At 65.2% G+C, this 24,412-nt stretch carries 26 protein-coding genes; 15 read left to right on the forward strand and 11 right to left on the reverse strand.

Annotation, left to right across the window (positions count from 1 at the left end; genetic code table 11):
* Window positions 1-46 precede the first annotated feature (46 nt).
* The 3 genes from D2V17_RS18490 to D2V17_RS18505 all read right to left on the reverse strand — a co-directional run bounded on the left by D2V17_RS18490 (window position 47) and on the right by D2V17_RS18505 (window position 2,434).
* Entirely contained in the window at window positions 47-673 is a 627-nt protein-coding gene (locus D2V17_RS18490) for a DNA alkylation repair protein (protein WP_119594635.1), read from the reverse strand.
* Window positions 674-1,188: 515 nt separating this feature from the next.
* A complete protein-coding gene (locus tag D2V17_RS18500) occupies window positions 1,189-1,728 on the reverse strand; it encodes an AAA family ATPase (RefSeq protein ID WP_220474159.1) in 540 nt (179 codons plus the stop codon).
* Between the two features lie 4 nt (window positions 1,729-1,732).
* Window positions 1,733-2,434 carry a 2OG-Fe dioxygenase family protein gene (locus tag D2V17_RS18505; RefSeq protein WP_191229291.1) on the reverse strand — a complete coding sequence of 234 codons (702 nt, stop codon included), beginning with the start codon at window positions 2,432-2,434 and terminating at the stop codon, window positions 1,733-1,735.
* A gap of 165 nt (window positions 2,435-2,599) precedes the next feature.
* Between D2V17_RS18505 and D2V17_RS18510 the strand changes: the two genes are divergently transcribed.
* From D2V17_RS18510 to D2V17_RS18525, 4 genes are all read left to right on the forward strand, one after another.
* Window positions 2,600-3,148: an RBBP9/YdeN family alpha/beta hydrolase gene (locus D2V17_RS18510; RefSeq protein WP_119594717.1), complete on the forward strand. Its 549-nt coding sequence runs from the start codon at window positions 2,600-2,602 to the stop codon at window positions 3,146-3,148.
* Window positions 3,145-3,792: a LysE family translocator gene (locus D2V17_RS18515; protein ID WP_119594638.1), complete on the forward strand. Its 648-nt coding sequence runs from the start codon at window positions 3,145-3,147 to the stop codon at window positions 3,790-3,792. The genes D2V17_RS18510 and D2V17_RS18515 overlap by 4 nt, the downstream gene beginning before the upstream one ends.
* 97 nt (window positions 3,793-3,889) lie before the next feature.
* Window positions 3,890-4,774, forward strand: a complete 885-nt coding sequence (locus D2V17_RS18520) for a class I SAM-dependent methyltransferase (RefSeq protein WP_119594639.1) — start codon at window positions 3,890-3,892, stop codon at window positions 4,772-4,774.
* A 189-nt stretch (window positions 4,775-4,963) separates the two neighbouring features.
* A complete protein-coding gene (locus D2V17_RS18525; RefSeq protein ID WP_119594640.1) occupies window positions 4,964-5,581 on the forward strand; it encodes an isochorismatase family protein in 618 nt (205 codons plus the stop codon).
* A gap of 54 nt (window positions 5,582-5,635) precedes the next feature.
* Here the strand turns inward: D2V17_RS18525 and catB are convergent, their stop codons facing one another.
* A complete protein-coding gene (catB, locus tag D2V17_RS18530; protein WP_119594718.1) occupies window positions 5,636-6,274 on the reverse strand; it encodes a type B chloramphenicol O-acetyltransferase in 639 nt (212 codons plus the stop codon).
* A 189-nt stretch (window positions 6,275-6,463) separates the two neighbouring features.
* Entirely contained in the window at window positions 6,464-7,390 is a 927-nt protein-coding gene (locus D2V17_RS18535; protein ID WP_119594719.1) for a LysR family transcriptional regulator, read from the reverse strand.
* Window positions 7,391-7,471: 81 nt separating this feature from the next.
* Here D2V17_RS18535 and D2V17_RS18540 point away from each other — a divergent pair, with 81 nt between their 5' ends.
* Complete coding sequence (locus D2V17_RS18540; RefSeq protein ID WP_220474161.1) at window positions 7,472-7,906, forward strand: VOC family protein; 435 nt, start codon at window positions 7,472-7,474, stop codon at window positions 7,904-7,906.
* 29 nt (window positions 7,907-7,935) lie between these two features.
* On the opposite strand, the gene D2V17_RS18545 is transcribed toward D2V17_RS18540, so the two are convergent.
* The 3 genes from D2V17_RS18545 to D2V17_RS18555 are packed head-to-tail and all read right to left on the reverse strand — an operon-like array spanning window position 7,936 to window position 9,279.
* Window positions 7,936-8,247: a cupin domain-containing protein gene (locus tag D2V17_RS18545; protein WP_119594720.1), complete on the reverse strand. Its 312-nt coding sequence runs from the start codon at window positions 8,245-8,247 to the stop codon at window positions 7,936-7,938.
* Between the two features lie 43 nt (window positions 8,248-8,290).
* Complete coding sequence (locus D2V17_RS18550) at window positions 8,291-8,674, reverse strand: YybH family protein (protein ID WP_119594642.1); 384 nt, start codon at window positions 8,672-8,674, stop codon at window positions 8,291-8,293.
* 11 nt (window positions 8,675-8,685) lie between these two features.
* Entirely contained in the window at window positions 8,686-9,279 is a 594-nt protein-coding gene (locus D2V17_RS18555; RefSeq protein WP_191229292.1) for a LysE family translocator, read from the reverse strand.
* Window positions 9,280-9,365: 86 nt separating this feature from the next.
* On the opposite strand from D2V17_RS18555, the gene D2V17_RS18560 reads away from it, so the two are divergent.
* Window positions 9,366-10,754 (forward strand): aminotransferase-like domain-containing protein, encoded by a 1,389-nt coding sequence (locus tag D2V17_RS18560; protein WP_119594644.1) that lies wholly within the window; start codon window positions 9,366-9,368, stop codon window positions 10,752-10,754.
* A gap of 19 nt (window positions 10,755-10,773) precedes the next feature.
* On the opposite strand, the gene D2V17_RS18565 is transcribed toward D2V17_RS18560, so the two are convergent.
* The 3 genes from D2V17_RS18565 to D2V17_RS18575 all read right to left on the reverse strand — a co-directional run bounded on the left by D2V17_RS18565 (window position 10,774) and on the right by D2V17_RS18575 (window position 14,040).
* On the reverse strand, window positions 10,774-11,235 hold the full coding sequence (locus tag D2V17_RS18565) for a DUF411 domain-containing protein (RefSeq protein WP_245978808.1): 462 nt from the start codon (window positions 11,233-11,235) through the stop codon (window positions 10,774-10,776).
* Between the two features lie 67 nt (window positions 11,236-11,302).
* Entirely contained in the window at window positions 11,303-11,710 is a 408-nt protein-coding gene (gene cueR / locus D2V17_RS18570) for a Cu(I)-responsive transcriptional regulator (RefSeq protein WP_119594645.1), read from the reverse strand.
* Window positions 11,707-14,040 (reverse strand): heavy metal translocating P-type ATPase, encoded by a 2,334-nt coding sequence (locus D2V17_RS18575; RefSeq protein ID WP_119594646.1) that lies wholly within the window; start codon window positions 14,038-14,040, stop codon window positions 11,707-11,709. The genes cueR and D2V17_RS18575 overlap by 4 nt, the downstream gene beginning before the upstream one ends.
* Window positions 14,041-14,193: 153 nt before the next feature.
* Here D2V17_RS18575 and D2V17_RS18580 point away from each other — a divergent pair, with 153 nt between their 5' ends.
* From D2V17_RS18580 to D2V17_RS18620, 9 genes are all read left to right on the forward strand, one after another.
* A complete protein-coding gene (locus D2V17_RS18580; protein ID WP_281270612.1) occupies window positions 14,194-14,691 on the forward strand; it encodes an RNA polymerase sigma factor in 498 nt (165 codons plus the stop codon).
* Window positions 14,692-14,763: 72 nt separating this feature from the next.
* Window positions 14,764-15,741: a FecR family protein gene (locus tag D2V17_RS18585; protein WP_191229294.1), complete on the forward strand. Its 978-nt coding sequence runs from the start codon at window positions 14,764-14,766 to the stop codon at window positions 15,739-15,741.
* A gap of 186 nt (window positions 15,742-15,927) precedes the next feature.
* Window positions 15,928-18,408 carry a TonB-dependent siderophore receptor gene (locus D2V17_RS18590; RefSeq protein WP_191229295.1) on the forward strand — a complete coding sequence of 827 codons (2,481 nt, stop codon included), beginning with the start codon at window positions 15,928-15,930 and terminating at the stop codon, window positions 18,406-18,408.
* Window positions 18,409-18,426: 18 nt separating this feature from the next.
* Entirely contained in the window at window positions 18,427-20,070 is a 1,644-nt protein-coding gene (locus D2V17_RS18595) for a PepSY-associated TM helix domain-containing protein (protein WP_119594650.1), read from the forward strand.
* A complete protein-coding gene (locus tag D2V17_RS18600) occupies window positions 20,067-20,372 on the forward strand; it encodes an iron transporter (protein ID WP_119594651.1) in 306 nt (101 codons plus the stop codon). Before D2V17_RS18595 ends, D2V17_RS18600 begins: the two co-directional genes overlap by 4 nt.
* Window positions 20,369-21,196, forward strand: a complete 828-nt coding sequence (locus tag D2V17_RS18605) for a DUF3325 domain-containing protein (RefSeq protein WP_119594652.1) — start codon at window positions 20,369-20,371, stop codon at window positions 21,194-21,196. The genes D2V17_RS18600 and D2V17_RS18605 overlap by 4 nt, the downstream gene beginning before the upstream one ends.
* Complete coding sequence (locus tag D2V17_RS18610; RefSeq protein WP_119594653.1) at window positions 21,193-21,564, forward strand: hypothetical protein; 372 nt, start codon at window positions 21,193-21,195, stop codon at window positions 21,562-21,564. The genes D2V17_RS18605 and D2V17_RS18610 overlap by 4 nt, the downstream gene beginning before the upstream one ends.
* The gene (locus D2V17_RS18615; RefSeq protein WP_119594654.1) at window positions 21,561-22,352 is read left to right on the forward strand and encodes an energy transducer TonB family protein; all 792 of its coding nucleotides are present in this window, start codon (window positions 21,561-21,563) and stop codon (window positions 22,350-22,352) included. The genes D2V17_RS18610 and D2V17_RS18615 overlap by 4 nt, the downstream gene beginning before the upstream one ends.
* Before the next feature lie 53 nt (window positions 22,353-22,405).
* Window positions 22,406-24,403, forward strand: coding sequence for a TonB-dependent receptor plug domain-containing protein (locus D2V17_RS18620; protein ID WP_245978809.1), 1,998 nt, complete (start codon window positions 22,406-22,408; stop codon window positions 24,401-24,403).
* Window positions 24,404-24,412 lie beyond the last annotated feature (9 nt).

Consider the following 24,412-nt stretch of genomic DNA (forward strand, 5'->3'; position numbering starts at 1 on the left):
GCGCGGCAAACGGAACCGTCAATTTTGCAGGAAGGATAGCGGCCGCTCAGCCCTTGGAGGCGATGAAGCGGGTCGCCAGCCTGGCGACCTTGGCAACGCCGCTGTGGGTCAGATCCCAGCCTTCTATCTCCTCGCGGACGAGGTCCGGGTGCTTCTTGCTGATGTCGCGCAGGGCATTGCCGACGGACTTGCGCAGATAGTCGCTTTCGCTGCTGCGTTGCGCGGAGAGAAGCGCAACCGCCACACCCGGGTGTTCGCGAAAGTAGGGGCGCCCGGTCCAGATCCGCAGCCCTTCGGTCACCGCCCGTCGCGTGTTCGGGTGATCGGCGGACAGCCACTCACGAATAACCGGCAGCGCCTTTTCATATCCGGTATCCTGACAGAACCGGTCGAACGCCTTGGCGAGGATTTCCTGCACGCGCCAATCGGGATCGAGGCTGATGCGCTGCTTCAGGATTTGCAGCGCATCAGGATCGCTTGCGGCAAGGCGTCCGAGGATGAAGGTTGCGATGCAGCGAGCCTGATGCACATCGGTGCAAAGCAAGTCCAGGGCCACAGCTTTGGCGGCCTGACCGTCGCAGCCTGCCACAAGCTCGTCGGCTGCGGCCTGCAGGTCCGTGAAACCATGCGCGGTATTCCGGCTCCGGCTGATCAGATCTTCGACAACGCCCATTCACCACCTCGTTCGCACATACTGACTTTGGCCCAGGGTCTTCCCGGTTCACCGCGAAGGACGCATTGCGATGGCACAGATCGCTCGCCCTCTGCACCAGTCTTTTTTACAGCGTCGACCTTGCGTCGACGACATGCTCGCCGGAATTGTCATCGCGGTTTTGAAAGGAACGGGGGACTGGCTGACGAGGATCTCGCCAGTCATGGTGTCCGGCACCGCCTCACCACCCAACTGGGAGGCGGTGCCGAACTATGGCTTCAGGAGAAGGGCAGGGGGTGGAGGGTTACGCTCCCACCTCCTTCAGCCATTGCGAAAACCCCTCATCCTCGAGGGGCTGCTCGAAAATGCCGAGGTCCTCAAACGGGACATGGCGGATCGCCACCGCGGTTTTCAGCATTTCTGCCCTCCTCGAAAGATGGGCTGGCCATAGATTGGCTCCGGACCGGCTGGGCGGTCCAGTTTGGGAATAATGAGCAGGCCGGTTGATAGGCCAGCTGTCGAAGGGCCGGATCTCGTCATGCCTTCACAATCCGGGCCTGTACGAAGGCGGCGCGCTCTGCGGGCGAAACGAGCGGAAGAGGCACGAGGACATAGCCCAGCTCCTCGTAGACGCGCACCATTGCGTCGTGTGTCGCCACGGCTTCGGCCCAGTCCTGCTTGCGTTCGGCATCGTTGGCATAGATCTCGGCCCACGGCGGGGCGATGAAGACGTGCCGGTTGTAGCGGCGGCGCTCTGCCTCGTGCACCAGGCGGTCCGGGATGGGGAGGCCGCAAAGCCGCCGGTAGCCGATGATGTCGGGAATGCCGCGGTCGAAAAACAGGACTCCCTCGCGCATCTGGCCCTGCGCATAGGCGTGGAGGTCATGCACGAGCATCCGGTCGGCAAAGGCCTCGCGGTCATCCCATGGCAGCGCCGTTCCGCCGGCGGCCATTTCCTCGCGGATCACGGCGCGCCCGGCCTCGGGCATATGCGGCAGCCCCTCATCGGCCAAGGCCTCGAGCAGAGTGCTTTTGCCCGATCCGGGGCCGCCGGTGATGACGAAAAAGCGATCCAAGTCCTTATCCTCCCTCAGCGCACCCGATCATGGCAAAGGTAAGGACAAGCGTGTCGCGCCACGCCGGGACGCCGGGTATCACAGCCTCGATCGGAGTTGTCCCATGACGGACCTCGCGGTCATTCAAAAGCAGGGCTTCACCGGGCTGGGCAAGCCTGTGCTCCAGCAGACAGGCCCCGTCCGCATCCTCGACGCGGCTTTCGCCGCCAGCGTAGTTGCTGCCACCGACAAGCAGGATAAGCACCCAGTCGCGACCGTCACGGTGCATGCCCTCAGGTGTGGGCAAACCGGGGTGGCCAGACAGAGCTTCGATGCGAAACTGATGCGCTTCGACGGACCATGCATGAGGCTCCCGTCCGCTGGCACGCGCAATAGCGGCTGCGGTGTCGTGAATGAGCGTGGCAAGCATCGGCAACCACGGCTGGTCCTGTTCGATCGGCGCAAACCAACGCTCGACCCCGCCATTGAGCGGATTGTAGCCGCGATCCTGAAAATGCGGGCGATGCGGCAGGCGCGTACACTGGCCATCAGCGACCTCGTAGGCAGCATAGCGACGCCGACGATAGGTGCCACCGTCGGCCATCCAGGTATCGCGCGGCAGATCGGCCCAACTGTTCGCGAAGGAGTTCCATGTGGGAGTATCCGGGTCAACCAGCTTGCCCTGCGGCAGCACGATCAGCCCCCTGTCCAACGTGGCCTCGCCCATGACGGGGCCACGTGCATGCAGATCGAAATCGTGGAAAGGAGCAGTGGGGCTGGATGACGCGTCCATAATTGAACCAGTACAATGTATGATTTGATCGACTCACGGTTTGATACAATGATGGAGGCTGAGGAACAAGTTGATGCGCACGAAAACGGGCAGAGAATGATGCTGCCGGTACTTTTGCTTCCGGGTCTGGGCGGCTCGGGGCCAGGCCATTGGCAAAGCCACTGGCAGCGGGCCGATCCTGCGATGACACGGCTTTCGGTTCCCGACTGGGACCGACCGGAGCTGGCCGACTGGTGCGCCGCGCTGGACCGCGCGGTGAACGCCCATGCCCGTCCGCCGATCCTCGTGGCGCACAGCCTGGCCTGTCTGCTGGTGGCACATTGGGCGCAGGCACGCGGGCCGCGCGCAGCCGGGGCGATCCTCGTCGCGGTTCCCGACCCGAGCGGACCTCAGTTTCCTGTCGAAGCACGGTCCTTCGCGCAAGTGCCGGAACAACCGCTGCCCTTTCCCAGTGTGGTGGTCGCCAGCGCAGATGATCCTTACGGCAGCCTCGATCATAGCGAACGACGCGCCCGCCAGTGGGGCTCGCGGCTGATTGCAGTGGGTTCGCTCGGCCATATCAACGCCGACAGCAATCTGGGCGAATGGGCAAGGGGGCGGGAAATCCTCGCGGTGTTCCGCACTGAACTGGAAGGCAATCGGGCATGACTCTGTGGACATCGCTTACCGGTTTCACGCTGGCCGCCGGGCTGCTTGTGCTCACCCCCGGTCTGGACACGGCGCTGGTCTTGCGCACTCTGGCGGTCGAGGGGCCGCGACAGGCTCTCGCCGCCGCGGCTGGCGTGGTGGCCGGTGTGCTCGGCTGGGGGCTGATCGTGGCCCTCGGGCTGGGGGCCGTGCTGGCGCTCTCCGGCACGCTTTACGCGATCCTGCAATATGCAGGTGCCGCCTACTTGCTTTGGCTGGGGCTGGGGATGATCTGGTCGGCGCGCAAGCCGGGCGCCCCTTCCGCAGCCGTAAACGCAGCGTTGTCAGCCGCCCCGGCGCGTTCCGGCAACTGGTTCGTGAAGGGGCTGCTGACCAATCTGTTGAACCCCAAGATGGGCGTCTTCTATGTGAGCTTCCTGCCGCAGTTCATTCCGGCTGGAGCCTCCGTGCTCGGGTTCAGCCTGTTGCTGGCGGGCATTCACGCCGTGCTCGGCATGGGATGGTTCGCGGCGCTGATCCTCGGCAGCAAGCCGCTGCGGCACTGGTTCGCCAAAGCGACCGTGGCGCGCTGGCTCGATGGGGTGACCGGCGGCGTGCTGATCGCCCTCGGCCTGCGGCTCGCACTCCATCCGGCACAGCGATAAAGCCCGCTATCAATTCCTCCCCGCAGCGCAGCCAGAAGCTTGCATCGCTGCGACCCGTCCACTAGCGCTATTGCAACTTAATTGCAGAGAAGAAGATATGGCCAAGCGTATGTCAGAGCAGATCAAGGACTGGCGGGGACAGGCAGATGTCCCATGGGTTGTGCATCAGGCCAGACTTGACCAGATGATGCTTCCATTCGGCGAGGCCGCCATCGATGCAGCTGCTCCCACGACGGGCGAGGCGGTGCTCGATATCGGCTGCGGCACTGGCGCGACCACCGCGCAGATATTCGACCGCGTCGGCGCCACCGGCCGCGTGACGGGGATCGACATCTCCGAGGCGATGATCGCGCGGGCGCGCGAGACCTACGGCCTCAGCAGCCGGGCCACCTTCCACGTGGCGGACGCCGAGCAGGCCGAGCTTTCGCCCCATCCGGTCGAGCTGATCTTCTCGCGCTTTGGCGTGATGTTCTTCACCAATCCCGTGAGAGCCTTTTCACGCCTGCGCCAGAGCCTCAGTCCATCGGGCAGGCTGGCGTTCATCTGCTGGCGCGAGGCGGGCGCGAATGACTGGATCCGCCTGCCCATGGGCGCGATCCGCAGGATACTTCCCGCACCGCCCCCGCCGCCGCCGGCCGATGCGCCGGGTCCGTTCTCGTTCGGAGACCGCCATCGCGTTGCGACGATTTTGCAGCAGGCGGGCTTTACCGACATCACCTTTCAACCCTTCGATCACGAGATCATGTTCGGCGAAGGAGATACGCCCGAGGCGGCGATAGACGACGCCGTGCAGATGGCCTTCGACATCGGCCCGCTCTCGCGCGCATTGGCGAACGAGAGCGACGATGTCCGCCAGCAGGCGAGCGCCGCTGTTCGCGAGGCTTTCGCACACAAGCTGCGCGGGTCGGCGGTGTTCATCAATGGCGCCGCGTGGATCGTGACGGCGCGCAATGGCGGCGATCCTTCCGCCGCTTGCGATTGACCTCGGGATCGACTACCGGATCGCCCGATGACCGGCAGAATCGCCCCTCTTTGCGTGAGCTATTGGCGCTCCTTCTAAGGAGCGGCATGTCGTCATCATTTGTGACCATCGCCGCCGTGTTCGGCACGCGCATGGTCAATCCAATGTCACGGTTCCGTTCACGGCGGCCCTTTTTGAAAGGGAAAGCCAGTGACGTTTCTGAACAAGGTGCATTGGGCGCTCGCCCCGGATCGATGTGCATTGCTGCTGCATGATCTTCAGCCCCACTACCTGGCCGGAGTTGCCGGGCGCGACAGGGTGATCGTCAACGCCGGCAGCATCGCCCGGCAATGTGTGAGCCACGGCGTGCCGGTGTTTGCCTCGCAAGTGCCGGGCGCGCGGGAAACCCGCGAACGGGGTCTGTTGTGCGAGATGTGGGGGCGGGGGCCTGCGCCCGCATCGGCAGCGCTCGACCCGGAACTGGCTCTCGCGGATCATGAGGTGCGGCTGCTGCCGAAAAGGAGCTACAGCGCCTTCTACGGCAGCGACCTCGATGTGATGTTGCGCCGGCTTGGCCGGGATTCGCTGATCATCGCCGGGGTTTACACCTCGATCGGCTGCTACCTTTCTGCCGCCGACGCCTTCATGCGCGACATTCGTCCTTTTATCGTGTCCGACGCCTCGGCCGATTTCGATCAGGCCGATCATGCCGCCGGACTGGCCACTGCCGCCAGGACCTGCGCTCGCATCGTCACGACGGCTCAGGTATCGGAATGCCTTGGCGATGCGGCGCGCAGGCCACGCTCGCATCGCATCGATGTCTGCTGAATGGCGCGTAGCTGCCCGTCCGCTGTTGTTTGCGGACGGGCGCCGGCATGGATGCTAGCTCGCGCTCTGAACGGCGCTTCGCCAATAGGCGTGAAGCTCGCTCACCGACGACGCCGTGAGCAAGGTCATCGCCTCACGCAGTTGGTCGTCGCTCCAATGCCACCATTGCAGCTCCAGCAGCCGGGCAATGTCGGCCTCGTCGAACCGCGTGCGGATCGCCTTGGCCGGGTTGCCGCCGACGATAGTGTAAGGGGCTACGTCCTTCGTCACCAGCGCGCGGGTGCCGATCACCGCGCCGTCGCCGATCCTCACGCCCGGCATGATCACAGCTTCCGAACCGATCCAGACATCGTGGCCGATCACAGTGTCGCCTGCGGGCAGGTAGCCGTTTTCCGCTCCGGCAAAGGCCTCGACTTCCGGCATCCAGTAGAATGGGAAGGTGCTAATCCAGTCGTTCCGGTGGCCCTGATTGCCTGCCATGATGAAGGCGGCGCCCGATCCGATCGAGCAGAAGCTGCCGATGATGAGCCTGTCCGCGCCTTCGTCCGGCACGAGGAAGCGGGCGCAGTCATCGAAACTGTGGCCGTGATAGTAGCCCGAGTAGTAGCTGTAGCGCCCGACGATAATGTTGGGATTGCTGACCTGACGGTCGAGAGGGATGCCCTTGAACGGGCTTTCGAAGAAATTGCTCATGAGATGTTCCACTGAATGCTGGCCGCTGTGGGCCATGCCGTTCTTCATGCGCTTCACGCACACAGAACCACCAACGGCGGACCACGAGTGTGGCCGCCGCGCAAACTCCTCACGCGAACCTGCGCGGGAGAGGCTTCAGATGGTACAGTCTGCGGACTTCATTGGCTCTCTATGGGGCGATTATCGGCCTCAAGGCAAGCTCTCCGCGTTTGTCGCGCTGACGATCCCGGCGATGTGATCGCGCAGCCAGCGGTGTGCGGGGTCCATCTCGCGGCGGCGGTGCCAGGTCTGCACGAAGGGGAAGCTGGCGAGGTCAAACGGCAGATCGCCGCATCGCAACCCTCCGGTGCCCAGATGCTGGATGCTGCGCCGGGCCGCGGTCAGCACCAGATCGGTGCCTCTGACCGTTTCGGGCGCCGCCGACCAATGCGGGAGCTGCACCGCAATCCGGCGCTTGTGGCCAAGGCGTGCGAGTGCCTCGTCGATCTCGCTATCGTCCTCCAGCGCGACGGTAACGCGGACATGAGGGGCGGCAAGATAGCGTTCGAGCGACAAGGGGCCGGGCAGGGCGGCCTCATCATAGAGGCAGGCGAAGGATTCCTCGAACAGCAGCGCGCTGGCGAGAGCCTTGTACCGCACTTGCGCCAGAGCAGGGTAAACGCCGAGCGCAAGGTCGATCTCCCCGTCCACCAGCGCGGCCAATGCCCGCTCGCGGCCATAGGATACGACCGTGAGGTCGATCAGCGGCGCGGACTTGCGCAATTGCGCGACAAGCCGGGGCAGCAGGATCGCCGCGCCATAGTCCGACAAGGAAAGGCGAAAGTGGCGGCTGCACTGCAGCGGATCGAATGCAGGCTGTTCGATCATCGTGCGGACCAGCGCGAGGGCCTGCGCCAGCGGTTCGGCCAGTTGCAGGGCCCGCGCGGTGGGTTGCAGACCGCCTTCGCCGCGCACCAGCAGCGGGTCGTCGAACAGGTCCCTGAGCCGGGCCAGCGCATGGCTGACCGCAGGCTGCGAACGGTTGAGCCGCAAGGCCGCGCGCGAGACATGCCGCTCTTCGATAAGCGCTTCGAGGATCGGCAGCAGGCTCAGGTCAGACGGGTTGATGTCATTCATCTGATGCATGGTAATCATATCGAATGGCAATTTCCATTCGTATGGCTAATTACCCAGATAGGGGGAGAAGGAGAAATGACCATGACCCCGTCGCCTGCAACAGATCTTGGCATGTCGCACATCGCGCTCGTGGTGCGCGACATCGACAAGACCATCGCCTTCTATGAGCAATTTGCCGCGCTTCACGTGGTGCATCGCCGCACTGCTGGCGGTGATGTGAAGGAAGTCGCGTGGATGGCCGATGGCCTGCGGCCCTTCGCGCTCGTCCTGATCGGGTCCAACGCGCTCAACGATACTCCGCTCGGCCCGTTCGGGCATATCGGGGTCGCCTGTGAGAGCCCGGACGAGGTGCTGCGCCTCGCAGCCGAAGCCGAGCAGCGCGGTATCCTGCGCTCGGCTCCGCGCGACGACGGACCGCCGGTGGGCCTGTGGACCTATATCGCCGACCCCGATGGCAATACGCTCGAACTCTCATTCGGGCAGGAGATCGCTTTCACGGTGAAGACCCCGCGCTAAGGCGAAGCCGCCTCAGGTGGGTGGCATTCTCACACGCTTCCCGCCCGCTCGATCACGAGGACGCGCGCCTCGCCGTGCGGGTGGGCAACATGCTCGTCACCCGTTTCGGCGTGAAAGATATCGCCTGCCTCAAGGTGCAACACCTCTTCGCCGCTGGCCGTGCGGACATGCATATCGACCCGCCCGTCGAGCACGGCGAAGACCTCCGGTCCATCGTTGACGTGCCAGCGATAAGGCTTGTCGGTCCAGTGGAGGCGCACAGTCGCATCGTCGATCCGCTCGATCAGGAGGGAAGCCCAGGCTCGCTCGCCGGTAAAGTCGCTGGCACGGATTACTTGCATTGCCGTTACCTTGTTGCTCGCCCGCAACGAGCGAGGTTTGCAATTAATCGGCTACCGCGGTCTGGTGCGCGCTGTAGAAGCTCTCGCCCTCGACCTGCCGGTCGCCGACGAAGCGCATCACTTCCAGCGCACGTCGCGCCTTGCCGTTGCGGCGCGCCACATAGTGCACGCCGAGCACCTGCGCCTCTAGATCGCACACCACGCCGATCAAGGTGAAATGCAGCTGGGCCGTCGCTTCGAGCGCCTTGACCCAGTATGCGCGCAGGTTGGCCTTGCCCGTCACCACCGCGGAGCCGGTAATTTCGGCAGCAAGCGGGCTGATAAAGCGGGCATCCTCCGCGAAATGCGCGAGAATGGCCTCGACATCGCGCGCGTTCCAGTTGGCGATCCAGTCCGCCGCAAAGCGTTCCATCTCCTCGCGGGTCATGGCCTTCTCCTTCAGATCAGAAACAGCAGCGCGGTGAGCCCGGTCAGGATGGCCATCACGCGCACGAACGCGGTCATACCCCGGCGGCTGTCCAGCAGCTCGCGCGCGCCTGCGCCCATGGCCGCCCAGGTCGCGATCGAGGGCAGGCCGACCAGCACAAAGGCGGCGACGATCACGCCAAGCTGCAACGCCAGCGGCTTGCCCGGAACGGTGAAGCTGGCGATAGCGGGCATGGTGATCGCCCAGGCCTTGGGATTGACGAACTGAAACGCCGCCGCCTGCAGGAAGGTCAGCGGATGTGCGCCCTCGCGGCGCTCGACGCCTTCGGATTGCCACAGCTTTATTGCCAGCCAGCCAAGGTACACCGCGCCGAAGATCCGCACCGCCCAGCGCAGCACCGGCCAGGCATCGAACAGCGCGCCCAGACCCAGCCCGCTCAGCGCCAGCATCAGCGCGCAGCCAAAGCTGATCCCGAAGATATGCGGTATGGTTCGCCGAAATCCGAACACCAGCCCGGATGAGGCAAGCATGATGTTGTTGGGGCCGGGCGTGGCCGTGCAGACAAAACTGTACAACACGAGCGGTGCAAGCTGACTCGGGTCCATGATGTTCTCCTCACCGCTCGATGATGCGCATTGAACCATGAGTCAAATGTGATATTGAACCAGTTCAATATTTTGCGGAGGTCACGATGACGCACTGGCAGCCAGACATCTCGAAGGGCAGTGCCCCGGTTTACGAGCGGCTGATCGCAGCGCTGGAGAACGATGTGCGCGATGGCCGCCTGTCGCCGGGCGACCGTCTGCCTCCGCAGCGCGAACTGGCGCATCGCCTGTCGCTGAGCGTCGGCACCGTCAGCCGCGCCTATGTCGAGGCGGAGCGGCGCGGGTTCATTTCCAGCCATGTGGGCAGAGGGTCTTTCGTTGCCGACCGGGCGCGCCCGCAGGCCGTGCCGCTCGACACCGGTCCGCTCGACATGGCGCACAACGTGCCGCCGCCTGACTTCGCGGAACGCTGGATCGCGGAGGGGCTGTTGCGCGTGCGCCAGCGCGCCGACCTCGCCACGGTGGTGAACTATGCGCCGCCCGAGGGCTTATCCGCGGTCCGCGAGGCAGGGGCCTCGTGGCTGAAACGTCGCCACGGTGTGATGCGTGCGGCTGCCGAGCACGTCATCCAGTGCAACGGCGGGCAACATGGCCTTGCGCTCGCCTTCGCAGCACTGGCACGACCGGGTGACACCATCCTGTGCGAAGCCGCCACCTATCCCGGCATTCGCAACCTGGCCGAGCATATCGGTTACCGTCTCAGCGGCGTGGCGATGGACGAACGAGGGATCGATCCCGAGGCGCTCGCCCGCTGTGCCCGTGAGACCGGGGCGAGGGTGCTCGTCGTGATTCCGACTTTGCAAAACCCGACTACGATCACGCTCGATGCCGCGCGCCGGGAAGAGGTGGTCGAGGTCGCGCGTGCGCACGATCTGATGATCGTCGAGGATGAGGCCTATCGCCTGTTCGCCGATGCCGGTGTGGCGGCAAGCTTTGCCGACCTTGCGCCAGAGCGCACGCTGATGGTGGCCGGCGTGTCCAAAGCGGTGGTGCCCGGCCTGCGGCTCGGCTACCTGCTGCCGCCCGAGAACGAGGATGTGCGCGACCGCCTGCTGCTGGGCATTCGCGCTTTCGGCTATAGCCCGCCGTCGCTCGGCGGACTGGTCTTCAGCCAATGGGAGCAGGACGGAACCGCCGACCGCATCGCTGACGGTGTGATCGCCGAATGCGAAGCGCGGACACGGCTCGCGACCACGATCCTGGGCAAGGCAATAGCGGTGCCGGGGGCAGGGCGCAGCCTTCATGTGTGGATGCCCATGCCGATGCTCGATGCCGAACGGCTGAGCGCGCGGGCCTTGCGCGCCTCCATCGCGCTGACCCCGCCGGAGGGTCCGATTGTCGACGCCGCGGCGCCATCGGGCGTTCGCCTGTGTCTTGGCGGTGTCCGCTCGCGCGACACGCTCGAACAGGCTCTGCATGACATTGCCGCGATGCTGACGCCTACCGATGTCAGCGCGGCGCGCGGTCTGGTCTGAGCGGCAACCGAGAGGCGCGTCACTCGTAGCTGGCGAAGACCCGCTGGCCGAAATCACCGAAGGCGATCACCTGATAGGGCTGGCTGCGACCGCCCATCTCCATGCCCGGCGAGCCCAGCGGCATGCCCGCGACGGCCAGTCCGCGCACGCCCTCGGGCCGCTCGCGCAAAAGACGGGCGATATCGCTGGCGGGCACGTGGCCCTCGATGACATACCCATCGGCCTCCATGGTGTGGCAGGAGACCAGATCACCCGGTACGCCCATCTGCGCCTTGACCTGCGCCATCGGCACGTCCTCGCGCGTCTGGACTTCGGCCTGCATCTGCCCGCGCACATGGTCCGCCCATTGGTGGCAGCAACCGCAGCCCGGATCGCGGAACATCACATAGGTTGCGGCCTGTGTTGCGCTGGTGCAGGCGGCAAGAAACACCGCGAAGCCAATCGCGCCGGACCTTGCGAATGTCCGGGCTGAAAAAGTCATGAACGCGCTCCTTCGTAGCTGATCTGCCCTCTATCCCCTCGGGGATCGGGTCTGCCCATGATGCGGGTCAATGTTCGGGTGCGGACTCGCAGCCCGAAATGCGGTCGATGATCGGGCAATCCGGCCGTTCATCGCCATGGCAGTTGGCGGCAAGGTGCAGCAGGCTCGACCACATCGCCGAAAGCGCCGCGGCCTTGCGGCCCAGCTCTTCCGCCTTGGCGAGCGCCATGGCCTTTACCTCGGCGCTGGCCCGATGGTCGTTGCGCCACAGGTTGAGCAGGCCTCCGATCTCGTCGATGGAAAAGCCCAGATCGCGCGCATTGGCGATGAAGCGCAGCCGCGCGACATCCTCGCTGGCATAGTCGCGGTAGCCGCTGTCCCGGCGGTGAGGCGCCGGGATCAGGCCGATCTTCTCGTAATGGCGGATCATCCGTTGCGAGATGCCGCTGCTTTTGGAAACCTGTCCGATATTCATAGTTTCGCTGCCTTCAAACGCAGAGCGTTGCCAATCACGCTGACCGAGGAAAGCGACATCGCCGCCGCCGCAATCACGGGCGAAAGCAGGATGCCGAAGTGCGGATAGAGCACCCCTGCCGCGACCGGTACGCCCAGCGCATTATAGCCGAAGGCGAACACGAGGTTCTGGCGGATATTCGACATCACCTTGCCGCTGAGCGTGCGGGCGCGGGCGATGCCGGTCAGTTCGCCGTTCAGCAATGTGATACCGGCACTTTCAATCGCCACGTCGGTGCCCGATCCCATCGCGATGCCGACATCGGCTGCCGCGAGGGCCGGTGCGTCGTTGACGCCGTCGCCTGCCATAGCGACGATCCGCCCTTCAGCGCGCAGCCGCTCAACCACGGCGCTCTTACGGTCGGGCAGAACGTCGGCCTCGACCTCGTCGATACCGAGCTGCCGTGCGACCGCCTCGGCGGTGGTGCGGTTGTCGCCCGTCAGCATCAGCACGCGCATGCCCTCGGCCTTGAGCGCAGCAATCGCACCGGCAGTGGTGGGCTTGATCGCATCGGCAATGGCGATGACGCCCGCCACCGTGCCATCAACGGCGACAAGGATCGCGCTGGCGCCGTCCTGGCGCAATTGGTCTGCATCGTCAGCAACAGGAGCCGGATCGACGCCGTTCTCCTGCATGAAGGCAGCGTTGCCGAGCAGCACGCGCTTGCCCTCGACCAGGCCCGAGGCCCCCTTGCCGGTGGGCGAATCGAAATCTTCGACCGCAGGCACCAACACGTCGCGGCGTGACGCCTCGTCCATGATCGCCATGGCCAGCGGATGTTCGGACGCTTGCTCGACACCCGCCGCGAGCCGCAGAAGTTCCTCTTCATCAAGGCCGCCAAGCGGCACCAGCTTCGTCACCGACGGCTTGCCTTCAGTCAGCGTGCCGGTCTTGTCGACCACCAGCGTATCGACCTTTTCCATCCGCTCCAGCGCCTCGGCATTCTTGACCAGAATGCCCAGTTCTGCGCCGCGCCCGACCCCGACCATGATCGACATCGGCGTGGCCAGTCCCAGCGCGCAGGGACAGGCGATAATCAGCACCGCCACCGCCGCAACCAGCGCATGGGCAAAGCGCGGCTCCGGCCCCCAGATCGCCCAGGCCGCAAAGGCCGCCAGCGCAATCAGCAGGATCAGCGGCACGAACCAGCCCGACACCTGATCGGCCAGTCGCTGGATCGGCGCGCGTGAGCGCTGCGCCTGCGCCACCATCTGCACGATGCGGGCCAGCAGAGTATCGCGGCCCAGCTTCTCTGCCGTCATCACCAGCGATCCGGTGGTGTTGATCGTGCCGCCGATCACCGCATCGCCCGCCTGTTTGGAGACAGGCATGGATTCGCCCGTAACCATCGATTCGTCGACCGACGACGCCCCCTCCGCCACGGTGCCATCGACCGGGATCTTCTCGCCGGGGCGGATGCGCAGCCGGTCGCCGATCTGAAGCGCATCGAGCGCGACTTCCTCGTCACCTGCATCGGTGATGCGCCGTGCGGTGCGCGGGGCAAGGCCCAGCAGCGCCTTGAGCGCACCCGAGGTGCGTTCACGCGCGCGCAGTTCGAGCACCTGTCCGAGCAGCACCAGCACGGTGATAACGGCAGCAGCCTCGAAATAGACCGCGACGGTGCCGTCCGCCCCGCGGAAGGCTGGCGGGAAAAGGCCCGGCGCGAGCGTGGCCACCATGCTGTATGTCCAGGCGACACCCGTGCCGAGCGCAACCAGCGTGAACATGTTGAGGTTGCGCGTGCGGACCGAGGCCGCCGCGCGCTCGAAGAAGGGCCAGCCCGCCCACAGGACCACCGGCGTTGCCAGCGCGAGCTGAACCCAGACGGAGATATGCATCGGCACAAGGTGGTGCAGCGCGGGAAACAGGTGTCCGCCCATTTCGAGCACGAACACCGGCAATGCGAGCGCAAGGCCAATCCAGAAGCGCCGGGTCATGGCGACCAGCTCCTCGTTCGGCCCGGCATCGAGGTCGACCATCTCCGGCTCCAGCGCCATGCCGCAAATGGGGCAGGCGCCGGGATGGTCCTGCCGCACCTCGGGGTCCATCGGGCAGGTCCAGATGGCGCCTTCCGGCACCGGCTCGTCATCCGCCGTTCCGCTCAGCCAGCGTTCCGGAGTTTCCAGGAAACGGGTCCGGCAACGCGCGCTGCAGAAGTGATAGGCCTGCCCGTCATGGCTGGCGTGATGCGCGGTTTTCTCCGGGTCGACGGTCATCCCGCATACCGGGTCGATGACGGTTGTAGCCGTCTTTTCCGCGTGGTCGTGGTGACAGTGATCGTGTTCGTGCATCGGGCAGATCTCCTTGGCCGATGCCCAATCTAGGGCCTGACATCATGTCAGGGTCAAGCCCTTCTTCCCGCACCGACCGCGCAACCATCTGTTGCGAACGTCTCGCAATTAGTCTATGGGGAGGCGGAATCAGGGAATTGCGGGGAACGGGCCTTGGCGGATAAGGCGTTGACGCGCCTCTATGTCGCTCACCGGCGCGGCATAAGGGCCTATCTGAACAGCAAGGTCGGTGACACGGCGATTGCCGATGACCTTACACAGGAAGCTTTCCTGCGGCTGGCCGAGGGCGGGGGCACTGCGGTGTTGAACGGTCGCGCCTGGCTCTATCGCACAGCGCACAACCTCGCCATCGACCATCACCGGCGCGAGGCCCGTCATCGCACCGATACGGTCGATACCGCGCAACTGACCGCCGTGCCCGACGACACGCCCGCCATTGACGACATGGCGGCCGCGCGGAGCACGCTCGACCGGGTAAGGTCGGTGCTGGGCGAACTGCCCGAGCGCACCCAGCAGGTATTCGTTGCCACCCGGATCGACGGGATGACCTACAGTCAGGCGGCGGAACAGCTCGGCATTTCGGAGTCTTCAGTGCAGAAACACCTCGCTCGCGCCGTGCATCATGTGATGCAGCGAATGAAAACGCGATAAGCGGGCGCAAGCAGATTACTGAAACCGGGAACCTCAAACGTCCTGTCATGTATGAAGAGGCGATTCAGCTGCATGTCGGGCGATAGAGACCAGACGGATGATCCGGACCTCGCGGCGGCGGAATGGGTCGTGCGCCTGGCGGGCGGCCCGCTCGACCCGCAGGAACGCCGCAAGCTGGACGCCTGGCTGGCCGCTGCGCCCGCCAATGCGGCTGCCTTCAAGGAGGCGCAGTCCGCGCTTGGACAGATGGATCGGCTTGCGCGCGCGCCCGGATCGTTGCGCCGGTACAGTGTCGATGCCCCGTCAGCGCGCAAGGCGCCCGTGCGCTGGCCGCAACTCGCCGCGCTGGCCGCCAGCGTGGCGCTGGTCCTGACAATCAGCAGTGCCTGGCTTGGTGACCCGATCACCCTCCTGCGTGCCGATCACCGGACGGCCATCGCAAAGACAGGCTCGTTCACGCTGCCCGATGGCAGCCGGATCGACCTTGGCCCGGCGAGCGCGATCGCGGTGGACTTTGACGAAAGCGAACGCCGGGTCACACTGTTGTCAGGCGTGGCCTATGTCGTGGCCGTACCGCAAGGCGAGGCGCAGGGGCGCCCGTTCGTGATCGAAGCCGCCAATGGCGAAGCACGCGCGCTGGGCACGCGGTTCGAGGTCGAGCGCCTGACAGACGCTGTTGCCGTCACCGTGATGGAACACGAGGTGGCTGTCAGCGCGGATAACGGATCCGGCCGCGCCGTTCTCTCGCCCGGAGAGAAGGTTCGCTATGACCGGAGGGGCAACCTCTCGCCGCTCGGCACGATAAGTGAGGAGCAGGCTCTGGCCTGGCAGAACGGCCAGCTCGTGTTCGACCGGATTCCGCTGGAGCAGGTGGTGGCCGAACTTAACCGCTATCGCGCGGGCCGCATCGTCGTGATCGGCGAGCGGCTGCGCAGCGAAACGATCAGCGGCGTGTTCGATGCCAGCGACATCGACGGCGCTCTGACCTCGATTTCCACCGAGGTCGATGCCCGCATCGTGGGCGCGCCGCTGTTCACCGCGCTTTATTGACCCTGCCAAATCAGCACCTTGCGTGCCTTCGAACAAAAACTGCGAAAATCTTTACCGAGTTCCAGCCCGCCAGACGTCTAGGCAATACGCTAATGCGAATGGTTAGCGATCAATGTCTGGATTTGTTCGAAAGGGTATATGATGGCGGTTCACGCTGGGGCACGGATTGGGCGCGGCAGGCATCTGTTGCTGGCTGCGACGGTCAGCGCGGCGGCGCTGGTGGCGGGAGCGGGTGTTTTCCCCGAACAGGCCGCAGCGCAATCGCGCGCCGAGCGCCGCATTGACGTCGCCATTCCCGCACAGGATCTGAACTCGGCGCTGCTCCAGTTCACCCAGCGCGCGGGCCTCCAGATCGTCTACACCGACGACAAGGTCGCCGGTCGCCGCAGTGCCCCCGTGGAGGGCCGGTTCACGCCGGTCGAAGCCTTGTCGCGGATGCTGGCCGGCACCGGGCTGACATTCCGCTTCACCGGCGCCAACCGCGTTACGCTGGAGCCGGCTCCGCAAATGTCAGACAGCAGCGCGATCCAGCTTGGGCCGGTGCGGATCGAAGGCGCGGCGGGCACGAGCTCGTCGGCACTTCCGCCCAGCATCAGCAGCGATCCCTCGGCCACCGAGGGGAGCGGCTCCTACACCGCGGAATCGACCAACAGCGCCACCGGCCTGCGGCTGTCGATGCGCGAAACGCCGCAGTCGGTGACGGTGTTCACGCGAACGCGGATCGACGATCAGGCGGTGAACGAGGTCAGCGAATTGCTCGAGCAGACCGTCGGGATTTCCTATGTGCCGAGCGGTGCGCTCGGGTCGGACGGTGTCAGCTTCTATTCGCGCGGCTTTCTGGTCGAGAACTTCCAGGTCGATGGCGTCTCGCGCCAGTCAACCATCTACGGATTTAAGGACTCAACCGCCGACCTTGCCGTTTACGATCGCCTTGAGGTGATCCGCGGTGCAACCGGGTTGCTGAGCGGGGTTGGAACGCCGGGGGCCACGGTCAATTTCGTGCGCAAGAAGCCGACGCCTTATTTCCAGGCGCATCTGGCCGGGCAGGTCGGATCGTGGGACCGTTATCGCGTCGAAGCGGACGTCAGCGGACCCTTGTCCGCCAGCGGTGACATTCGCGGTCGGATCGTTGCCGCATACCAGCAGAGCGACTGGTTCACCGCGCGCAGCCACTCGGAGAAATATGTCCTCTACGGCATTGTCGAAGCCGATCTCACCGACAGCACGCTGTTCACCCTCGGGGCGCAGTATCAGCGGTTCGAGAACGATGGCTCGTCCAATTTCGGCCTGCCGCTGTTCTTCGCCGACGGCAGTAAGGCAAACCTGCCGCGGCACTACAACTCCGGCTCCGCATGGAGCGAGATGACGAACTCCGACATGATGATCTTCGCCGGGCTGGAGCAGGATCTGGGCGGCGGCTGGAATGCGAAGCTCGATGGGGAATATTCGCGGCCCAAATACGATTCCACCTTTGGCGGGATGTACGCGACGACCATCGATCCCGTGACCGGCGAAGGCGGCGAGTTCTACACCACGCGCTGGGCGTCGGATCTCGAACAATGGTCGGCCTCGCTGCGCCTGTCCGGGCCGTTCGAGCTGTTGGGGCGCAGCCATGAACTGATGCTGGGCGGCAGCTACAGCCGGGGCAGCGACAACGGCCCCGAAGTGCCCGGATGGTATGGCGCGGGAGCTGCCACCAACCAGTTTCCCATCCCCGACGCCATCGCCTTCCTCGAAACCGGCGAAGTGCCTCGAGGAAACTACGAGCCGACCGGCGGACGCTTTGGCGGGTATAGCGAACAACTGGCGGCCTATGCCTCGACCCGCCTGAACCTGCACGACCGGGTAAAGGTCATTCTCGGCGCGCGACTCACCAACTGGACCGAGAAGGCATGGAATCAGGCCCCCGGCGAAGGGCGCATCTATCGTCTGCTTACACGCGATAAGGGGGTGTTTACGCCCTATGGCGGGATCACCATCGATCTGACGGACAATCTCACCGCCTATGCGAGCTATACCGACATCTTCAACCCGCAAACCAATGAGGACGCGAATGGCGACCGGCTCTCCCCGGTGGAAGGCGCGAACTACGAGGCTGGGCTGAAGGCGGAGTTTTACGAAGGCCGCCTCAACGCAAGCCTTGCCGTGTTCAAGATCGAGCAGGACAACTTCGCACTGGCCGTGCCGGGACAGCTCACCCCGAGCGGCAGTCAGGCCTACGAGGCCGTCAGCGGCACCGAATCCAAGGGGGTGGAACTGGAAGTCTCCGGCGAAGTGCTGCCCGACTGGCAGATCGCCGGTGGCTACAGCTACACCAAGGTTGAGGATCGCGACGGGCAGCCGCTCACCACCTATGCGCCGAAGGATTCGGCCAAACTGTTCACCAGCTATCGCTTCAGCGGTGCCCTGCAAGACCTCATGATCGGCGGCAACATGCGCTGGCAGGGAAAAACCTATATCGACGACGTTGGCCCCAACGGCGAGCGGTTCACGCAGGATGCGCTCATCACCGTCGACCTGATGGCGCAATACCCGGTGCTGCCGCAGCTTACCCTGTCGCTGAACGTGAATAACGTCTTCGATAAGACCTACTTCGCCGGACACAATTACGTCGGCATTTATGGCACGCCGCGGCAGGCGATCTTCAATGCAAAATACCGCTTCTGATCGGCCGGGAGCAGGATCATGAAGGAAACGCTCCGTCAGACAGCGGCCTGGCTCCACACCTGGGTGGGGCTGGTGGCCGGTTGGCTGCTGTTCTTCGTCTTCGTGACGGGGACAGCAGGCTATTTCGAACGCGAGATCACCCGCTGGATGCAGCCGGAGCGGCCTTTGGAAATCGCTCCGCCAGCGTTCGAGCCTGCCGCGCTGGCCACGCTGGCGATGAATCGGCTGGAACAGGTGGCTCCGGTTGCCGCCAGCTGGAGCATCACCCTGCCGCATCAGGACGGCAGCAAGCGCGCATGGACCGACTTCTCCATCCGCTGGGAAGAAATGCCGCAACCCGGTCACAGCTTCGGGGCGAGCACCCGCGAACGGCTCGATCCGGCGACCGGGGCCGTGTTGCCGCCCGAAGCCGAGCCACGCGAAACATCGGGGGGCTTCGGCCTCTACCGGATGCATTATCAGCTGCATTATCTGCCCTATCAATGGGCGATCCGCATCGTCGGCATTGCCACCATGCTGATGCTGCTGGCGATTGTCAGCGGGGTCATCACGCACAAGAAGATCATCCGCGACTTCTTCACCTTCCGTCCGGGCAAGGGACAGCGCAGCTGGCTCGATGCGCACAACGCCGTGAGCGTGATGGCGCTGCCGTTCTTCCTGATGATTACCTACACCGGGCTCGTCTTCTTCCTGTTCGAGTACATGCCCGCGGGGCGTGACGTGCTCTACGGCACCGGCGACGCCAACGCCGATGTCTACTACGAGGAACTTTACGGCGACCATGAGCATGCGGCGATTAGCCGCCCGGCGGCCTCGATCGCGCCTCTGATTACGCAGGCGGAGAAGGCCTGGGGGAAGGGCAACCTCGCCGGGATTGCAGTCGAACGTCATCCGGGCGAACCGGCTGAGATCGTGCTTTCGCGCGTGGCTTCGGGCATCGAGTACTACAGTCCGGCCCAGTTGCACTTCAATGCCGATACGGGCGCGCGCCTGCCTGACGAGCCGCGCGAAGGCGGCACCGCGCTGGCAACGGCAGAGGTCATGTATGCGCTGCACGAGGGCCAGTTCGTCAATATCGGTGGGCGCTGGCTCTACTTTGCCGCCGGGCTGCTCGGCTGCGGCATGATCGGCACGGGGTTGTCGCTGTGGGCCTCCAAACGCCGTCGTCGTCATCTGAGCGAAGGGCGCGAGGCCGACGAGCATTTCGGCATCCGTCTGGTCGAAATACTGAATGTCGCCACCATTGCCGGGCTGCCGCTCGCCGTGGCCGGGTTCTTCTGGGCCAACCGGCTGCTGCCGGTTGAGATGACCGACCGCGCCGCCTGGGAATTCCACTGCCTGTTCGCGGTCTGGCTGGGCACGCTGTTCTACGCGCTGGGGCGGCCCCTGCGCCAGGCGTGGAGCGAACTCCTGTGGGCAACAAGCGGTGCCTTCGCGCTGATCCCGATAGTCAATGCGCTGACCACCGACCGGCATCTGGGCGTGACCATAGCGCACGGCGACTGGGCGCTGGCGGGCTTCGACCTCACCATGCTGGGGCTGGGCGCCGCCTTCGGCTTAACCGCGCGCAAAGTGACGACGCGGCTCAGGCCGCAAACACCACCGGCCGAAGCGGCGATTCCGTCGCCGCTGCCGTCGACCCTGAAGGAGAGCCGGGCATGAGCGGCAAGATCGAAACGATGTCGGCGCGCTATCGCTGGACGGTGGCATCGCGTGTCGCAGCGGCGGCTCTGGGCGGCTATGCGCTGACCTCAGCGGCGACCGTCGTGTTGACGCTGCTCTGGCCATTGCCAAAAGCGCAAGCGCTGCTGGCGGCATCCATGCTGAGCTTCGTGCTCTATACCATCGTGGTGCTCTGGGCCTTCCATTGCCGGAGCCTGCGCCGTGTATGGACAGTCATGGCCCTCGGTACGGCGATGCTTGCGCTGGCGGCCTGGTCGCTGGGCGCAGGAGGTGCGGCATGATTGGTGCCCATCTGGCAATCCTCTCGCTCAACCTGCTCGGCTTTGCCGGGCTGGCCATCGGCACCGAGCGCTATGCTCCGCAACTGGTCGGGTTCAAGCCCGCGAAGCCCGAACGCAAGGCCAGCTGGATCATGGGCTGGCTGTTGCTCGCCCTCGCGCTGGCCCTCGCCACACAGCGCATGGAGACGGCAGTGGTGGGCATCGTCGTATGGCTCGGCTGGCTCAGCCTTACCGGGGTGTCGCTGGTGTTCCTCATGCCCGAGCTTCCGTGGCAAAAAGCAGCCAGATCCGCGCCGCGCCGTGCTCCGCGTGGAAAGGCGGCCAGCAACGATAACGCGCCGGTGCGCAAGCCGCGTCGCTGGATCGGCCTCAGCCTGCTCGCCGCGACTGCCGTGGTCAGCATCGCGTCGCTGCTGCGCACCGAGACGATGCCGCTGAGCCGTGAAGATACCATCGAAGGCACGGTCGGCCCCTGGAGCTTCACCCTTGCCGAGATCGACCGCGATCCGCCCGAGGTGATGCACCTCGACGTGCCGCTCAAGGCCTACCGCATCCGCTTTTGCGAGACCTGCGATCTGGAGATCCTGCGCGCCTATCTGAAGGTGAACAAGCCGCGCGCGCTGCGGGCTTCAGGCATGGCCTTCGGCGGCAACAGCTGGGACCGCGACGTGGAAATCCAGCTGCCCGCCAATCTCACCGCCGAGAGCGAACTCTGGCTGACGGTGGTCGGCAAGGATGGCTCGGTGCACCGGGCATCATGGCCGATGAGCGAGGTCTCGCCTGCGACCGTGCGCTGGTTCGAGCAGCAGGAGAAGACGCGATGAAACCTTTGCGATACACTCTGCGCTGTGCACTGGCGGGCGCGCTCCTTGGCGGTATCGCCGTGCCGGCTTTCGCTCATGAGCCTGTACTCAAATGCGTGTTGCTCGATGCCGATACCGTGCGCTGCCGCGGCGGCTATGCCGAGGGCGAGGCCGCGCCCGGCGGCACGATCGAGGTGATCGCCTATTCGGGCCAGACAGTGTTCTCTGGCAAGCTCGACAAAGGGTCGATACTCACCTTTCAGCGGCCAGCCACTGGATACTACGTGCTGTTTAACGAGGGGCCGGGAAGTCAGGCCATCGTCGAGCACGACGAGATCGGCCCGCCGCGTGCAAACGACCGCGCGCGCTGGATGCGGAGCCGCCGATGACCCTCCTGCACTTTGCCGAGGAGGAGCCCGCGGATGCGATTGGCGACGCCTATGCGTCCTATACGCCGGTCGCCCAAGTGCCGGAGACCTTCACCGATCAGGGCGGCTACACCGGGCACGGCACGGGCGAACGCTCCTTCGGTCTGATCCTTACCATCGGCTTGCATGTGGTTGTCCTCGGCGCGTTCCTCATCAACTGGGGCGTCAGCTATGTGCAGCAGGAAGAGACCACGCTGAGCGTGTTCGATGTCGCTCCGCCAGCCGCGCCGCCCGAACCTGCCAGCGAAACACCGCCCGGCCCGGAGCAAGTGCAGCAGGAAAAGCCGGTCCCCCAGCCGGTCCGCCCAGAGATCGAGCCGCCCGCGATCCGGATCCCGCGCAACACTCCGATCACGCTGCCCGACATCCAGCCTGCTCCCGATCCGGCCCCGCCAGTGGAGCAGACCACCGCACCCGAAAGCCGCCCCGCGCCGCCCGCTCCGCAAGTGAGCAATGCCGCGCCGACGTGGCAGGGCAGGGTGCTGGCCGCGCTCAACCAGAAGAAGCGCTATCCCGCGGCGGCGCAGCGTCGCCGTGAACAGGGCGTCCCGTGGGTCCGCTTCGTGATGAACCGGCAGGGCGAGGTGCTCTCGGTCACGCTGGAGCGCTCCTCGGGTTTCCGGGCGCTCGACGATGAGGCGGTGCGCTTGCCGACACGCGCCGCGCCACTTCCCGCGCCTCCCGAAGAGGTGACGGGCCAGACCATCGAGCTGGTGGTCCCCATCGAGTTCTTTGTCGGCGGACGGTAAAAATTATGTCTTTGGTGTTTACAAGCCTTGCCGCCGTGGCGGCAGGAACGGGATTGGCTGCCTCCAACGCAGGTGCCGCGCCTGAGCGCACCGCCACGGTAACGGTAGAGCCCGAGCCGGTCTATCCGGCGGAGTTCTATGCCGCGTTCCAGCCGCAAACCGCGCTCGACATGCTCGAACGCACGCCCGGTTTCACGTTGTCGGAAGGCAGCTCGGTGCGCGGCTTTGGCGGCGCTGCGGGCAATGTCCTGATCGACGGGCAGCGCCCGACGGTGAAGGCTGGCGGGATCGGCGAAGTGCTCCGCCGCATCCCCGCCGCCCGCGTCGAACGGATCGTGCTGCTGCGCGGAGCGGACACAGCCGAGGCACAGGGGCAGGTGCTGGTCGCCAATGTCGTGCTGCGCGCCGATGCCACCGGATCGGGCAACGCCACGCTGACCCTGGAGCATACGGCCGATGGCATTATCTCCCCGCAGGCGACGATCAGCTATGCACGGGCAATCGGCAGCTGGCAGACCAGTATCGAACTGTCGGGCGAGATTGCGCGTTATCCCTCCGATGCGGTCTATCGCATTGCAGACGCAGGCGGCGCACTGACCGCCACACGGATCGAGGAAATATCGGGCCGGTCGCCCGAACTGGGCCTTGCCGCCTCGGCCTCGCGCGCTGCTTTCGGTGGCACGCTGACGCTGAACGGCAGGCTTAACTGGGATCCCTACCTGATCGACCAGACAATCGCGCTGTTTGCAGGCGAAGCGTCCGGCGCGCCCGACGGATATCGCACCATCGACTACGATGAGGACAAGTCCAGCGGCGAACTCGGCGTCGACTGGACGCGCGCGCTCGGCAAAGGATGGAGCGCCAAGCTGGTCGGCCTTGGCCGGGTGGAGGCCTTTACCTCGGACGAGGACTACACCGAGCCCGGCTATCGCGGCGTGTCCGCGCTTGAGCAGAAGCCGCTCGAACTGGTGGCGCGGGGCACGATCACGCGTGGGGGCAGCGCGGCCTTCCGGCCCGAGCTTGGGGCGGAGATCGCTTACAACCGCCTCACCAGCACGCTCGACTATGCCGAGGATACCGGGGCAGGTCTGGTCCCGGTCGCGCTCAGCAATGCCGACACGCGGGTCTCCGAATTGCGCGGCGAGGCCTTCGCCAATCTGACCTTGCGGCTTTCCTCAAGGCTTGAACTGGAAACGGGCGCGGCCTTCGAAATGTCCCGCATCCGCGTCACCGGCGATACGGCCAGCGAGGAGAGCCTGTCCTACCTCAAACCGTCCGCCGCGCTGGTCTGGTCGCTGTCTGCGAACACGCAGCTGCGCCTCGGCGCGCGCCGTACAGTCGACCAGCTCGACTTCGGCGATTTTGCCGCCTCGGTCGATCAGGCTGACGGCCGTCCGCTCGGTGGGAATGCCCAGCTGCGTCCGGCGCGGGTAACGAAGGCGTCGCTGCGGCTCGATCATCGCTGGGGCGGGGGCGGGGCGCTTTCGCTTGAAGGGTTCCATCAATGGCACGAAGGCATGCTGGGCTACTTCCTGCTGCCTTCTGGCGACGAGGCGCTGGGAACTATCGGCAATGCCCGGCAATGGGGCCTTACCGCGCAGGGTGCCTTGCCGCTCGACGCGCTGCTGCCCCGCGCGCGGCTGAGCGCTGAAGGAACGGTGCGCGGCTCGCATTTCCGCGACCCGCTGACGCAGGAAGTGCGCGACATGGACGATGCGCTTCCGTTCAAGCTCTCAGCAGAGTTCCGCCACGATGTTCCTGCCCTCAGGTCCTCATGGGGCGTGACCTACAAGGCCGCCCAGCAGGGCGAGGTGTTCTACAGCGCCGAGCACCTGTTCTGGCGCGAAGCGGCGGTGTGGGGAGGCTATGTCGAAACCACGGCACTGGCCGGATACAAGGCTACCTTGACGTTCACCGCGATCGGCGGTGAGGACGACTATCGCCGCCGCCGCTTCTACCGCCCGAGCCGGATCGGTGCTTTCACGGGCAGCGAACAGCGCGACCGGACCAAGGGAATGCGCGTCTCGCTCAGCCTCTCGCGGCAGCTCTGAACTGATGGC

This window comes from Aurantiacibacter xanthus (assembly GCF_003584015.1).
In the GTDB taxonomy this organism is placed as follows: Bacteria; Pseudomonadota; Alphaproteobacteria; order Sphingomonadales; family Sphingomonadaceae; genus Alteraurantiacibacter; species Alteraurantiacibacter xanthus.